This is a genomic window from Frigoribacterium sp. PhB24 (genome assembly GCF_003755185.1).
Taxonomy (GTDB): domain Bacteria; phylum Actinomycetota; class Actinomycetes; order Actinomycetales; family Microbacteriaceae; genus Frigoribacterium.
In genome coordinates, this window is record NZ_RKIC01000015.1 from 99,513 (window position 1) to 113,949 (window position 14,437).

Annotated in this window: 8 protein-coding genes; 3 read left to right on the forward strand and 5 right to left on the reverse strand. The window is 73.3% G+C overall.

What is annotated here, in order from left to right:
* Window positions 1-76: 76 nt before the first annotated feature.
* Window positions 77-811, reverse strand: a complete 735-nt coding sequence (locus EDF50_RS14725) for a FadR/GntR family transcriptional regulator (protein ID WP_123520259.1) — start codon at window positions 809-811, stop codon at window positions 77-79.
* 214 nt (window positions 812-1,025) lie between these two features.
* Between EDF50_RS14725 and EDF50_RS14730 the strand changes: the two genes are divergently transcribed.
* The 3 genes from EDF50_RS14730 to EDF50_RS14740 all read left to right on the forward strand — a co-directional run bounded on the left by EDF50_RS14730 (window position 1,026) and on the right by EDF50_RS14740 (window position 4,501).
* Complete coding sequence (locus EDF50_RS14730; RefSeq protein WP_123520260.1) at window positions 1,026-2,417, forward strand: GntP family permease; 1,392 nt, start codon at window positions 1,026-1,028, stop codon at window positions 2,415-2,417.
* Window positions 2,418-2,524: 107 nt separating this feature from the next.
* On the forward strand, window positions 2,525-3,010 hold the full coding sequence (locus EDF50_RS14735) for a gluconokinase (protein ID WP_233570673.1): 486 nt from the start codon (window positions 2,525-2,527) through the stop codon (window positions 3,008-3,010).
* Window positions 3,011-3,220: 210 nt separating this feature from the next.
* The gene (locus tag EDF50_RS14740) at window positions 3,221-4,501 is read left to right on the forward strand and encodes an alcohol dehydrogenase catalytic domain-containing protein (RefSeq protein WP_148076848.1); all 1,281 of its coding nucleotides are present in this window, start codon (window positions 3,221-3,223) and stop codon (window positions 4,499-4,501) included.
* Window positions 4,502-4,550: 49 nt separating this feature from the next.
* Here the strand turns inward: EDF50_RS14740 and EDF50_RS14745 are convergent, their stop codons facing one another.
* The 4 genes from EDF50_RS14745 to EDF50_RS14760 form a co-directional block, all read right to left on the reverse strand.
* Window positions 4,551-4,934, reverse strand: coding sequence for a GNAT family N-acetyltransferase (locus tag EDF50_RS14745; protein ID WP_123520263.1), 384 nt, complete (start codon window positions 4,932-4,934; stop codon window positions 4,551-4,553).
* 56 nt (window positions 4,935-4,990) lie between these two features.
* Window positions 4,991-10,093, reverse strand: coding sequence for a glycoside hydrolase family 3 N-terminal domain-containing protein (locus tag EDF50_RS14750; protein WP_123520264.1), 5,103 nt, complete (start codon window positions 10,091-10,093; stop codon window positions 4,991-4,993).
* Between the two features lie 162 nt (window positions 10,094-10,255).
* The gene (locus EDF50_RS14755; RefSeq protein ID WP_123520265.1) at window positions 10,256-11,695 is read right to left on the reverse strand and encodes an MFS transporter; all 1,440 of its coding nucleotides are present in this window, start codon (window positions 11,693-11,695) and stop codon (window positions 10,256-10,258) included.
* A 118-nt stretch (window positions 11,696-11,813) separates the two neighbouring features.
* Window positions 11,814-14,405: an ATP-dependent DNA ligase gene (locus tag EDF50_RS14760; RefSeq protein WP_123520266.1), complete on the reverse strand. Its 2,592-nt coding sequence runs from the start codon at window positions 14,403-14,405 to the stop codon at window positions 11,814-11,816.
* Between the last annotated feature and the right edge of the window lie 32 nt (window positions 14,406-14,437).

Consider the following 14,437-nt stretch of genomic DNA (forward strand, 5'->3'; position numbering starts at 1 on the left):
GCCGTGCGCGCCGAGAGGGCAGGAGGCGCGCGGCGGTGGGGCGGGAGGCGCGCGGCGGTGGGGCGGGAGGCGCGGGTCAGGTCGCGGGGGAGCCGCCGGACTCGGCGACGAACTCGGCCACGGTCGTGTCGATCAGCTGCCACGAGCGCGAGAAGGCGGCGTCCGCGTCGCCGGACCGGATCGCCAGGGCCAGGTCGAGGTGTAACTCGGCCGCCGCGGGCGTGTACTCGGTGATGGTGAACCGGCGTTCTTCGGTCCGGGTGCGCAGCAGGGCCTCGACGGTCGACGCGAAGTGCCCGATGACGTCGTTGCCCGAGCCGCGCAGCACGGCACCGTGGAACGCGACGTCGGCCTCGAGGTAGGCGCGGCCGTCCCCGGACGCCGCGGCCGCGACCATCGTGCGGGCCGCGTCCTCGACGGCCGAGGCCTGGTCGGGCGTGAACGCTCGCGCGCTCAACCGGGCCGCCACCGGCTCGAGGCCGAGCCGCAGTTCGAGCAGCTCACGCATCTGCACGAAGTACTCGGGGCTGCGCCCCCGCCAGAGGATGATCTGGGGATTCATGAGGTCCCACGACGTCCGGGGGAGCACCTGCGTGCCGATGCGCTGACGTGGCTCGACCATGCCGAGGGACTGCAGCACCCGCAGGGCCTCGCGCAGCACGGAGCGCGAGACGGTGAAGCGGACGGCGAGGTCGTCGAGGTTCAGGATGGAGCCCACGACGAGCCGTCCGTCGACGATCTCGGTGCCGAGGACGTCCACCACGCGGGCGTGCAGGCCGCGCTCCCGTGATGCGGAGAGACCGGGGGTCATCGTCGACTCCTAGGGGAGAAAGGGGGCGGAAGGCGGGGTGGCGCGGTCGTGCCGACTGTGGCACACTCCATAAGTCTGATTATTCACACTAATCCGACTCGTCCGCGAGACAAGACTGCCAGACATCCGTCGGGCTCATCCGGACGACAACCCCACGGGCTCCGGCCCACGACGAAGAGGTCGCAGTGACGCGTCCTCGGAAGGACGCGACGGAATGCACCTCCTCGCTGCGGCGACCGCCGCCCCCACGCCCTCGGGCACCGACGCGCAGTTGATCATCGCGGCCCTCGTGGGCATCGTCGTGATCGTCGGCCTCATCACCTGGCTCAAGGTCCACCCGTTCCTCGCGCTGCTGCTCGGCGCCGTCGGGGTCGGCATCGGCGCGGGCCTCGCGCCCGGCGACGCCGTCACGAGCTTCGGTACCGGCTTCGGCTCGACCATGACGAGCGTCGGCATCCTCATCGGCCTCGGCGCGATGTTCGGCAAGCTGCTGAGCGATTCCGGGGGAGCCGACCGCATCGTCGACACCCTCATCTCGCGCTCGTCTCAGAGGGCACTGCCCTGGGTGATGGCCCTGATCGGCGCGCTGATCGGCCTGCCCATGTTCTTCGAGGTCGGCCTCGTGCTGCTGATCCCCGTCATCGTGCTCGTCGCGCGCCGTTCGGGCCTGCCCCTCATGCGCATCGCGATCCCGGCGCTCGCCGGCCTCTCGGCGATGCACGCCCTCGTCCCGCCGCACCCCGGGCCGCTGCTCGCCGTGTCGACCGTCGGTGCCGACCTCGGCCTCACCCTCGGGCTCGGCGTGCTCGTCGCGATCCCCACCGTCATCGTCGCCGGTCCGCTGTTCTCGACGCTCGCCGCGAAGTGGGCGCCCGTGCCGGTGCCCGACCTCTTCGTCTCGAAAGAAGAGGACGGCGGTGAGGGACCGGCGCGCAAGCGCCCCAGCTTCGCGAACGCCCTGGTCGGAATCCTGCTGCCCGTCGCGCTCATGCTCGCCCGATCGATCCGCGAGGCGGCGCTGCCGACGGCCACGGGCACCTGGGTCGACCTGCTCGAGTTCCTCGGCACGCCCGTGGTCGCGCTGACGGTGGCCGTGCTCTACGCCATGGTCTTCTACGCCCGAGCCGGCGGCATGGACAAGGCGGCCGTGTCGAAGACCCTCGGGTCGTCGCTGCCCGACGTGGCGGGCATCCTGCTGATCGTCGGAGCCGGTGGCGGGTTCAAGCAGGTGCTGATCGACACCGGCATCGGCACCGTGATCGGCGACGCCGTCTCGGAGTCGGGCGTCAGCGTCCTGCTGGTCGCCTGGGTCGTCGCGGCCCTGGTCCGCGTCGCCACCGGGTCGGCCACCGTCGCCACGGTCACGGCCGCCGGCATCATGGCCCCGCTAGCCGCCGACATGTCGACCCCCGAGGCGTCGCTGCTGGTTCTCGCCATCGGCGCGGGCTCGGTGTTCCTGTCGCACGTGAACGACGCCGGCTTCTGGCTCATCAAGGAGTACCTCGGCACCACCGTCGGACAGAACGTCAAGACCTGGAGCCTCATGGAGTGCGTCCTCAGCCTCACGGCCCTCGCCGGGGTCATGCTCGCGAGCGTGTTCATCTGATGGCCGTCCTCGAGAACGCCGGCCGCGCCTCCTCGGGGCTCGCGGCGACCGCAGGAGGCGCGGTGCCGGCAGGCGGGCCGTACGCCGCCGACCCCGTCCTCGTCGTCATGGGCGTGTCGGGTTCGGGCAAGTCCACGGTCGCGGCCCTGCTCGCCGAGCGGCTCGGCTGGGACTCGTACGAGGGCGACGACCTGCACCCCGACGAGAACGTCGCCAAGATGGCGGCCGGCACCCCGCTCGACGACGACGACCGGGCGCCCTGGCTCGACACGGTCTCGTCGTGGATCGTCGAACACGCCATGGCGGGCGTGCCGGGCGTCATCACCTGCTCGGCGCTCAAGCGGAAGTACCGCGACGTGCTGCGCGAGCACAACGTCGTCTTCGTCTACCTGCGGGGCAGCCGCGACCTGCTCGGCGACCGCATGGCCGCCCGCGAGGGCCACTTCATGCCGACCACGCTGCTCGACTCGCAGGTCGCGACGCTCGAACCGCCCGAGGCCGACGAACGACACGTCGTGGTCGACGCCGGCCGGTCGCCCGAGGACGAGGCCGACGACGTGATCCGGGCGCTGGGGCTGGCGCCGGTCGCCTGACCCGTCCCGCGCCTCCTGCGCTGCTGCCGGAACTCGCGACCGGTGCTCGAGTGGGCAGGAGATGCTGGTCATGAGGTGAGCGACAGCATCTTCGGCCCACTCGACGGCTCGGTGCGTTCACCGGGTGGACGCCGGGGCTTCGCCGGGCCGCCACCTGCCCTGCGTAGGGTCGTCGCGTGCACCGGCGACCGGGCGCGAGGGGCGGGGACGATGTCGAGGGCGACGCAGGCGGGGCGGCTGCCGGCCGACCCCATGCGTCCCGTGCTCGACGGCCGTGACGTGTGCCTCGACCCGCCCGCGACCGCGCAGGTCTGGCTCGGCACCGGGCTCGGGTTCAGCGACGTCGCGGTGCCCGGGGTGCGTCTCGCCCGAGGGGACGCCCTGGTCGCCGTCGAGTCGGCCGTGCTCGGTCCCGACGATCGGCGGGCCGTCGCCTTCCGGGGTGGCGTGACGCCGCCCGTCGTCCTGGGGAGCTCGGCCGTGGGGCGCGTCGTCGAGGCCGACGACCACGCGCGGGCCCACGACGGGCGGCGACTGCGACCCGGCATGCGCGTGGTCTGGTCGTGCACGGTCTCGTGCGGACGGTGTGTGTCGTGTCATCGGGGCATGACCTCGGCGTGCGCGTCGGTCGAGCGCTACGGTCACGAGCGCACGCGCCGCAGTTGGCAGCTGTCCGGTGCGTTCGCCAGCCACGTCCACCTGCGCCGGGGGACCACCGTGGTGGTCGTCGCGGACGACGTGCCCGCGGCCGTGTCCGCGTCGGTGGCGGGCACGAGCGCGACGGCCGCCGAGGTGCTGCACCGCGCCTCCTCGATTCTCGCGGTGGGCGGGGTGCCGTCGCTCGTCGATCAGGTCGTCGTCGTGTCGGGAGCCGGTGCCGCCGGACTGGTCGCGACGGCGATGGCCACCGACGCCGGGGCACGCGTCGTGGTCGTCGACCCCGGGGAGGCGCGGCGTGAGCGGGCGCACGCGTTCGGAGCCGTCGCCGTGGCCGACCCCTCGGCGTCGACCGGGTCGCACACCCTGTCGCGCGTGCTCGCGTCGGTCGACCGGTCGGGGCGCCACCGGACGGTCGGGCTCGCGTTCGACGGAGGCGCGGCGGCATCGGCACTGGTCGATCACGTGGCCGTCGGGGGAGTCGTGGTGCTCGGGAGCGTCGTGGTGCCGGGGAGCGCTGCGTCCGGGACGGGCTCCCCTGCGGGTGGGCGCACCGTGTCGGGTGGGCGCGCCGTGGCGGGCGGGCGTGACGTCGTCGTGGCCGGTGGTCGGCTCGCCGAGGGGCTCGTCACGCTGACCGGCGCGCACGACGCCGCACCCGAGCGGCTGGCGTCGGCCGTCGCGTGGTCGTCCGAGGCCTGGCGGAGGTGGCCGCTCGAGTCACTCGTGGGCGGGACGATCCCGCTGGACGAGGTGGGCGAGGCGTTCGCCGCCGGGGGCGCGGGAGCGGACGCGGACGACGGGCTGATCGGCGTCGGGCCCGCAGCGCGGTGAACCCCGTGCCGTCGCGGTCCACAGAACGGAACCGGTGTGCCGGCGAGGGTCAGGAGGGGCGGCGCAGCCGGTACAGGACGTGCGATCGCACCGCGTGGCCGGGCGGCAGCGCGGGGTGCTCGAAGTCGTCAGCGGGGTCGTGCGTCATGCCGAGGCAGAGCATCACGCGGCGGGACGGTTCGTTGACCGCCGCCGTGAAGCTGATCAGGGCGGGCAGGTCGGCACCGGACGGGTCGAACGCGAACCGGACGGCCTCACGCGCGGCCTCGGTCGCGAACCCCTGGCCCCAGGCCTCGCGGGCGAGCCGCCAACCGATCTCGACCTGCCCGGCGAGCGCCGGGTCGAACGCCGGGCGGGACAGTCCGACGAAGGCCCTCGAGTCGCGACGAAGAACCCCGTTCCGGACGATGCACCCCGAAGAATCGGGGTTCATCGTCCGGAACGGGGTTCTTGGGGAGCAACGACCGGCGGAGGCGCGGCGCGGGGGCGTCAGCTCCGGTCGCGGGGGCGACGCAGCCGCAGGGCGACCCCGAGCGCCACGATCAGGAACGCCGCGACGGCGATGCCGATCCACTCGCCCGATCCGGTCCAGGCGAGCCCGACCGGCGACGCCACGACGGTGCCGCCCGAGCCCGAGCCCGAGCCCGAGCCGCTGCCCGGCCCGCCGCCACCCGGCGTACCCGGCGTGCCCGGCGTGCCCGGCGTGCCCGGCGTCCCGCCACCGGGCGTCCCCGGGTCACCGGGTCCGGCCGCGGCGAGCACCGTGAGCGTGGCCCGGGCGATCTGCCCCGACCCCTCGAGCTCGACGACGTGCGCACCCGGCTCGAGATCGGCCGGCACCACGAACCGCAGCACGCCGACACCGGCCGCCGTGGCGGTCGTCTCGCCGATCGACTGCGGCTCCGAGAACACGGTGCCCGCCAGGCCGTCACCGGCGACGAAGCCGGTCGCCGTGATCGACACCGTGTCGCCCGGGCGGGCGGTCGCGGGGTCGAGCGTGCCCGGCACGACGACCTTCGTCGGTTCGACGACGCCCAGGTCGACGCCGAGCACCGAGGCGAAGCCCTCGAGCGCCACGTCGGGCAGCCCGCGCTGCAGCGCGTTCTCGGCGTCGGCGGTCAGGGACGCCGACCCGTCGGCCGCACTGCCGTCGACCATCGCCGCCTGGGCGAGGTCGCGGGCGACCGACACGAGGTCGTCGGCGGTGGCCATCGTGCCGAGGTCGGTCCCGCCGACCGGGGCGACGGCGGCGAGCAGGAGGCGCAGCGCGGCGGCAGCGTCCGTCACCGCACCGTCACCGTCCCAGACGTCGGCGTCGAGCACGGCCTGGACCGCCTGACGGGTCGTGCCCTCGGGCAGGGAGCCGACCAGCGCCTCCAGACGCTCGCGGGCACCGTCGGTGCGCAGACCCCAGCCGTACGGGTAGAGCGGCTCGTAGTCGGCGTCGCCGACGTTGATCGGCACCTGGTCGGCGCTCGCCGCCCAGGTCACGGGCAGGCGTCCGGTGAACGGACGGTCGCCGAACAGGACGTCGGCGACGCCCGCGCCCTCGGAGCCGGGCAGCGACGACGCGACGACCGCGTCGGCCACGCTCACGACGTCGCCGAGCAGCTGCGGGCGGCCCGAGACGACGAGCACCACGCACGACTCCGTGGCGGCGCAGACCTCGTCGACGATCGCCTGGTCGGACGCGGTCAACGACAGGCTCGACCCGTTGTTCGGCACGTCACCCTGACCCTCGGCGTACGGGCGTTCGCCGACCACCACGACACCGGTCTGACCGGCGCCGATCGGTGCCGACGCGTCGGGGCTGAGCGTGACCGACGCACCGGGCGCGACCTCGCGGATGCCCTCGGCGATGCTCGTGCCGGTCGTCGTGTCGCCCGACCCGCCCTGCCAGCTGATCGTCCAGCCGCCCATCTGGCGGCCGAGGTCGTCCGCGGTGGAGCCGGCCACGTACAGGTCGGCGTCCGCGGCCAACGGCAACGCGCCTCCCTGGTTCTTCAGCAGCACCTGCGACTCGCCGGCGGCCTGACGGGCCACGGCACGGTTCTCGGCGGAACCGACGCCGTCGACGTTGGTCCGATCGGCGAACGGCTGCTCGAACAGGTTGAGGTCGAACTTCTGGGTGAGGATGCGCCGCACGGCGTCGTCGACCCGCGACTCGGCCACGTCGCCCGAGCGGACGGCCGCCACGATCGCGTCGATGAACGCACCGTAGTTGTACGGCGCCATCGCCATGTCGAGTCCAGCGTTGACCGAGCGCACGGCCTTGTCGGCGTAGTTGCCGCCAGGCAGCTTGTCGATGCCCTCCCAGTCGCTGATGAGGAAGCCCTCGAACCCCAGGTCGCCCTTGAGCAGGTCGTTGTTCAGCGCCGCGTTCTCGTGCATGCGCACGGGCCCGTCGCCCAGGTCGACCGCCGAGTACGACGGCATGATCGTCCCCACGCCCGCCTCGAGCGCCGGCAGGTACGGGTCGACGTGCAGCCGGGTGAAGTCCTCGAGCGAGTCGGCGTGCGTGACTCCCTGGTCGATCGGGTACGCACCCGTGCCGGCCACCGAGTCGTCGTAGCTCGTGCCGCCGTCGCCGGCCCAGTGCTTGGCCGTGGCGAGCACCTCGTCGGCACCGCCGATGTCGGTCGGGTCCTCGCCCTGCAGGCCGATGACCGACGGGGCGGCGAAGGTGCGCACCAGGTCGGGGTCCTCACCGAACGACTCGTAGCTGCGACCCCAGCGCTCGTCCCGTGAGACGCAGAGGCAAGGAGCGAAGGTCCACGGGACGCCCGTCGCGCGCACCTCGGTCGCCGTCACCCGGGCGATCTGCTCGACGAGGGCCGGGTCGCGGGTCGCGCCGAGGCCGGTGTTGTGCGGGAAGATCGTCGCGCCCACCACGTTGCTGTGGCCGTGCACGGCGTCGACGCCGTAGACCATCGGGATCTGCAGCCGGGTCGAGAGCGCCTCACGCTGGTACGCGTCGACCATGTCGGCCCACGCCACCGCGGTGTTGCCCTCGGGCACCGAGCCGCCGCCGCTCAGCAGCGAGCCGAGCGCGCGTCCGCTGACGTCCTGCGGCGACGACAGGCCGAGTCGCTCGGCCTGCGCCATCTGCCCCACCTTCTCGTCGAGCGTCATCCGACCGATCAGGTCGGCCACGCGGTCGGCCGTCGGCAGCGAAGGGTCGAGGTACGGCAGGTCGTGCGCGCCGATCACGACGCGCGGGCCGTCGCCGACCTTGGCCGTGGTCGACGCGAGCGACACCGCGAACTCCCTCGACTCGGCGGCCCCCGAGGAGGCGCGGGTCGACACGGTCACGGGCTGTGCCGTCCCCGAGGCGGTCCCCGCCGCGAACGTCACGGTGCCCGATGCCGCGTCGTAGTCGGTGCCCTCGACGGCCGTGCCGTCGCCGGTCGACCAGTCGACCGACACGTCGGACGCGAGCGGCTCGTCACCGGCCGTCGTGACCGTCAGCGGGATCTCGACCGAGCCGCCGGCGTCCACCAGGTAGACGTCCTGCGACGGGTCGACCGTGACCGACGCGGCGCTCGCCGGGGTGCCGTAGAGCTGCGTGTCGTCGATGGCGTAGCCGACCGGGGCGGGCGTGCCCGGGGTGAAGGTGAACGAGTAGCCGAACGCGCTCGTCAGGTCGAGCGTGCCGTTCGTCGTCGCCGTGTCACCCGGCTGGTAGCCCGACGGGGTGAACGCCGAGAACGGCAGCTCGACGAGCTTCCAGCGGCTGGTGCTGCTGCCCCAGTTGTCCTTGAAGGTCGTCGCCCACAGCTCGCTGGTCTCCGCGGTGCTGCCACCGGCCGGGTTGCCGTCCTTGATCTCGACCTTGATGTCGGCGCCCGCCGTCGGCGAGGCCGGATTGTTCGCCTGCGAGGCGTACCACCAGAAGCGCAGGCCCTGATAGCTCGACCAGTCCTGGCTGTCGGCCAGGTTGTGGCTGAGGCCGCCGTAGCCACCGGCCGGGATCGACGAGGTACCGCTCAGCACGTGGTTGTCAGCGCGGCCGTCACGCTCCTGCACGGTGACGTCGCGGCTGATCGTGGGCTCGAGCGGGGCGGGGGAGCCCCAGGTGAAGAAACCGACCGGGTCGGCCGTCGTGCCGAGCGGCACGTCGCCCTCGAAGTCCTCGATCATCGTCGCGCGGTCGAAGAGGGCGACGTCGTCGAACTGCCACGCCCCGGCACCGAGACCGGTGAGGGTGACGGCGAAGCCGGTCGAGGCCGAGGGGTCGAAGCGTAGGTCGCTCGACGGCTGGCCCTTCTGCCGCAGGTCGGCGAACAGCACGCTGACCTGCTTCCAGTCGGCGCTGTCGTCGACGACGGTCTGCTCGAAGAGGGCGCCGTCGCCGTTCTTCAGCTCGTAGTGCAGGGGCAGGTCCGAGGCGGTGCCCCGGAACCAGAACGAGAAACCGTCGTGGTCGCTCCAGTCGGTGGCGGGGACGTCGTGCGAGAAGCCGAACCAGCTCTCGGCGGTGGTCGGGCCGGCGACGGTGGCACGCAGGGCCTGGACCCCCGTCGCCCCCTCGCGCTGCGCCTCCACGGTGTCGAGCGCCGGGGTGACGGCCGGGCTCTGGCCCCAGCCGAAGTAGCCGGTCGGCACGCCGCCCTCGAAGTCGTCGAGCACGGTCGTCGCGCCGACGTTCGGCAGGGCGCCGGTCGGGGTGAGCGTCACGGCGAGCGTGGCGCGCGTGCCGACGACGGTCGGTTCGCTCGGCTCGGACGCGGTCAGCTCGATCGTCCTGCGGGGGCTGAGCGCGCCCGTCGACGTCGTCACGAGGGCGACGGAGGCGCTGGTCTCGCCGGGTGCGAAGGTCACGGTCTCGTCGAGGGACGCGTAATCGGTGCCGGCGGTGGCCGTGCCGCCCGTGGAGCGCACGCGGACCGTGACCGGCTCGTCGCTCGGACCGGTCAGGCTGAGACCGGCGGTCAGCGTCTGGCCGGCCGCGACGGTGGCGGTCGACCGGTCGAAGGTGACCGAGCGCGTCTGCGCCTCGCCGAAGACCTGCAGGCCGAAGGCCGAGTAGCCGTAGAAGTGCTCGCGGGGCGCGTCCCAGGTGGCGGCGGCGCGCTTCAGCATGCTCACGCGCACGTAGCGGGCGTCGGTCGGGGTCGAGAGGGCGACGTCGTCGCGCCCTCCGTCGCTCGTGACGGTCTGCGCGGTGGTCCAGCTCTCGGCCAGGGTCGGGTCGCCCGACGTGAGGTCGACGGTGTAGTCGGTGGCGTACGAGGTCTCCCAGTCGAGGCCGATCGCGTCGACGCGGGCGGTGCCGCCGAGGTCGACGATCACGGACGCGGTGAACTCGACGTCCTCGTCGGGTCCGTTGCCGCTGGCCCAACGGGTCGCCGCGTCGCCGTCGATGAGGTCCTCGGCGGGGAACGTGCCGTCGCCGTCGGCCTGGCTCGCCGAGGCGGTGACCGTGCCGAAGCGGGCGAGGTCGACCGGGGCGGCCTGCGCGGCGATCGCTGGCAGGCCGCTGAGCAGCAGGGCCGCGGCCGCGGTCGCGGCGGCGATCGCGAGACCGCGGCGCGGACGACGGGCCGGTCGCGATCGAGGGGTCGAGGAGGAGCGGGCAGGGGCAGCGGACACGATTACTCCCTTGTAATCACGGCTGTCTCACGACAGAGCTGGAGCCACCCCCGAACGAGGGCGGCTCACGTGTGGCTCATCGTAGGGTCACAGGCGACTCGAGGGCAATGGGTGGGGACGGGGCTTGACACGTCGTGCGGGCCACCGTCCGCGCTGCCCGGCTCAGGAGGCGCGGGTGCGGTGGCGCAGGCCGACGAACGACACCAGCGCGCTCACCCCGAGCAGCACGGCGACGACGAGAACGACGCGGTGGAACCCGCCCACCGTGAGCGCGCCTCCTGCGATGACGCCCAGGAAGGCGACCGCGACCAGGCCGGCCACCCGCGAGATGGCGTTGTTGACGGCCGACGCGATGCCCGACTGCCCCGGCGGGATCTGCGACAGCACCGTCGAGGTCAGTGGTGCCACGGTCACCGACAGGCCGAAGCCGAACAGGACCACGCCGGGCACGACCTGCCACCAGACGTCGATCGGGTCCCGCACGAGCAGCATCCAGAGGAACCCGCTCGCGGTGATCAGCGGCCCGACCGTCATGAAGAGGCGGGGGCCGTGCGTCGCGGCGAGCGTCCCGAACAGGGTCGAGAACGCCAGCGACACGATCGTCGTCGGCAGGGTGACGAGCCCAGCCAGGGTCCCCGGCAGCCCGGCCAGCTCCTGCACGACCAGCGGGATCGTCAGGGTACCCAGGCTGAGGGCCGCGTAGATGCCGACCGTGGCCAGGTTGCCGACCGTGAAGGTGCGCGTGCGGAACAGCGCGAGCGGCATCATCGGGGCGGGCGTGCGGCGCTCCCACCAGACGAAGGCGGCGAGCGCGGCGAGGCCGACCACGAGCGGCACGACGACGTACCAGGCGTCGAACCCGACCCGTTGACCCTCGATCAGCGCGAAGACGGGCCCGGCGAGGCCGACCGCCGCGAGCACGGCGCCGGCCACGTCGACCCGCGGGGGAGCGCCCTCGCGTCCCCGGTGCGCGTCGCCCGGCAGCCGGGTCATCAGCACGAGGGTGAGCACGACGGGTACGACGACGACGGCGAACACCCACCGCCAGCCGAGCGTGTCGACGAGTGCGCCGCCGGTGAGCGGGCCGATCAGGAACGCGACGCCCGTCCAGGCCGTCCAGCTGCCGATGGCCCTGCCCTGGGCGGGGCCGCTGAACGTCGAGGTGATCAGGGCGAGGCTGCTCGGCACGAGGAGGGCCGCGGTGACGCCCTGCAGGGCCCGGGCGGCGATCAGCAGGCCCGGGTCGGGGGCGAGGGCGGCGAGCACGCTCGTCACGGCGAACCCGATCAGCCCCGCGCGCAGCACCCGCACCCGGCCGAACGTGTCGCTGAGCGAGCCGGCCACGAGCATGAGCGACCCGAGCGTCAGCAGGTAGGCGTCGACCACCCACTGCTGCAGGGCGAGGGCCGCGCCGTCGCCGGCCGCGCCACCACCGGCCGTGCCCCCGCCGAGTTCGCGGGCGATCGCGGGCAGGGCCACCGTGACGATCGACCCGTCGAGGAACGCCACGAACGAGGCGAGCACGGCGACCACGAGCACGACGCGCCGGCCGCGCAGGGTCGCGGGGTCGGTCGGGGCCGGAGCGGGGGGAGGTGTGCTCATGCTGCACTCAACACCCGACGGGCGCAGACCGATACCCCCACGACACGACGCCAGAAGATGGGCACAGCGCCAGGCTTTCTCCTGGTGTCATGCCCATCTTCTGGCGTCGTGTGCGGCCTCACCCCTCGCGGACGACGTCGTCCGGCGACTTGTCGGGCCGCCACCCGCGCCAGCTCGGCTGTCGCAGCCGCCCGGTCGAGGTCCACTCGGCGATGGACACCTCGCCGACCCGTGACGGGGTGACCCAGTGCGCGTCCCGCGCGTCGACCGCGGGCACGCCGACGAGCGGGCTCGTCTTCCGCTCGGCCGCCCGCAACGAGGGCAGCAGCTCGTCGAGCTCGCGGTCGGTGAACCCGGTGCCGACCCGGCCGACGTAGCGCAGCCCGTCGTCGCCGGGCACGCCCATCAGCAGCGAGCCGACGCCGTCCGCCCGCCGGCCGGCTCCGGGGCGCCAGCCGGCGATCACGACCTCCTGCGTCTGGTGGTGCTTCATCTTGATCCAGGCCCGCGAGCGGCGGCCGGCGCTGTAGGCCGCGTCACGTCGCTTCGCGACCACGCCCTCGAGCCGGAGGCGCTTCGAGGTGGCGACCGCCGCCTCCAGGTCGCCGTCGAACGCCGGGGGCACGTCGATCGCCCCGCCGCTCTCGACGATCCGCTCGAGCACCTCGCGTCGGTCGTCGTACTCGTCCTTCACGAGCGAGCGCCCTTCGGCCCGCATGACGTCGAAGAGCAACAGCTTGACGGGTGCACCCTTCGCCGCCCGGGTCACGTCGCGGGGCCGTGTCAGCCCCATGCGCGTCTGCAGCAGGCCGAAGTCGGGGCGACCCTTCTCGTCGACGGCGACGATCTCACCGTCGAGCACCGCGCCTCCGTCGCCGTCGACCCGCTCGGCCAGCACCTGCAGCTCGGGGTAGGCCGGGGTCAGGTCGTTGCCGTTGCGGCTGGTCAGCGTGACGGCGCCGTCGTGGACGACCGCCACGGCGCGGATGCCGTCCCACTTCATCTCGAACGCCCACCCGCCCTCGGCCACGTCGTGCGCGTCGCCCGTCGTCGCCAGCATCGGCGCGACCGGGTCGGGTGCGGGCAACTCCTGCTCCGTGTCGCGAGCCGAGGAGGCGCGGCCCGGCTTCCCGGGGGAACCGCCGGTCGTGGACGACGCACGGGAGGAGTTGCCGACACGCGACCGCGCGCTGCGGCCGCTGGTGTCGTGGCCGCTTGCTCCGTGGCCGCGGCCGTGAGCGCTCTGCCCGCCGTGCCCGCCGTCGTCGCCGTCGTCGGCGTCGTCCTTCATGCGGTGGATCAGCCAGTTCGACTCGGCCCGCCCACCGCCGTGCCCGGTGTGGATCAGTGCCACGCGCCGGGTGCCGCGCTGCTCGCCGTGGAGCACGACGATCACCTCTTTGCCGTCGCGCCACTTCTCGAGGTCGTACTCGCCCGAGTCCCAGATCGTGACCTCGCCGGCGCCGTACTCGCCCTTGGCGATCGTGCCCTCGAACGTGCCGTACTGGAGCGGGTGGTCCTCGGTCTGCACCGCGAGGTGGTTCGTGCCGGGGTCGTCGGGCTCGCCCTTGGGCAGCGCCCAGCTGACGAGCACGCCGTCGTGCTCGAGGCGGAAGTCCCAGTGCAGCGAGCTGGCGTGGTGTTCCTGGATGACGAAGCTCGTGCCGTCGGTCGAGGCCGGGGCGTCGGCGGGCACGGGCTCGGCGGTCTTCGACGCGTCCCGTTTGGACCGGTAGACCTCGAGGCGGTCGCGCGTCTTCTCGACGGGGTCGTGGTCGGCGGACTCGGTGTTGCGGAAGTCCTCGCCCAGCTCACCGGACGGCACCGGCACGTGCGCCGACACGTCGGCCAGGGGGTCACCACGCCTCTTCAGCCGCGAGAGCACGTCGGTGTACTCGAGCTGCACCAGCGCCTTCGACGCGAGTTCGCGCCAGGTACGCGGCATGGCCACGGTGGGTCGGGACCGACCGCGCAGCGAGTACGGCGCCACCGTCGTCTTGTTCCCGTTGTTCTGCGACCAGTCGAGCAGCACCTTGCCCCGGCGGTCGGCTTTGCCCATGGTGCTGAGGACGAGGTCGGGGTGGTCGGCCTCCATCGCGCGGGCCAGCTCGTGGGCGACCTCGCCGACCTGGGCGCTGGTCTGCTTCCCGTCGAGCCGGGCGTAGAGGTGCACGCCCTTGCTGCCGCTGGTGACCGGTATCAGCTCGAGGCCCATGCCTTCGACGATGGGCCGCAGCAGCTGTGCCACGGCGACGCACTCGGCGAGGCCGACGCCCTCGCCCGGGTCGAGGTCGAGCACCAGCCGGTCGGGGTTGCGCTGCGCCCCCTTCGGCCCGAACCGCCACTGCGGCACGTCGACCTCGAGCGCGGCGACCTGCGCCAGCCAGGTGAGCGTCGCCACGTCGTTGACCATCGGGTAGACGTTCGCGTGGTCCTTGTGCTCGATGGTGTGCCGGGCGACCCAGTCGGGTGCGGAGTCGGGCAGGTTCTTCTCGAAGAACACCTCGCCGTCGACGCCGTTCACCCAGCGCTTGCGCGTGGCCGGGCGGCCCTCGACGTGCGGCAGCATCCATTCGGCGACGGAGGCGTAGTACCCCAGCACGTCGGCCTTGGTGGTGCCCGCGTCGGGGTAGAGCACCTTGTCGAGGTTGGTCAGCTGCAGCCGGTGCCCGCCGACCTCGACGGTCTCGCCGCGTCCCTTGCCCGCCATCGCGCGCCTCCCTGCCTCGTGTGCTTCTCGTT

Bases quoted from the DNA above. Each gene is read 5' to 3' on its own strand.
- EDF50_RS14730 (WP_123520260.1), top strand. From the start codon at position 1,026: ATGCACCTCCTCGCTGCGGCGACCGCCGCCCCCACGCCCTCGGGCACC.
- EDF50_RS14735 (WP_233570673.1), top strand. From the start codon at position 2,525: ATGGGCGTGTCGGGTTCGGGCAAGTCCACGGTCGCGGCCCTGCTCGCC.
- EDF50_RS14760 (WP_123520266.1), bottom strand. From the start codon at position 14,405: ATGGCGGGCAAGGGACGCGGCGAGACCGTCGAGGTCGGCGGGCACCGG.
- EDF50_RS14740 (WP_148076848.1), top strand. From the start codon at position 3,221: ATGTCGAGGGCGACGCAGGCGGGGCGGCTGCCGGCCGACCCCATGCGT.
- EDF50_RS14725 (WP_123520259.1), bottom strand. From the start codon at position 811: ATGACCCCCGGTCTCTCCGCATCACGGGAGCGCGGCCTGCACGCCCGC.
- EDF50_RS14745 (WP_123520263.1), bottom strand. From the start codon at position 4,934: ATGAACCCCGATTCTTCGGGGTGCATCGTCCGGAACGGGGTTCTTCGT.
- EDF50_RS14755 (WP_123520265.1), bottom strand. From the start codon at position 11,695: ATGAGCACACCTCCCCCCGCTCCGGCCCCGACCGACCCCGCGACCCTG.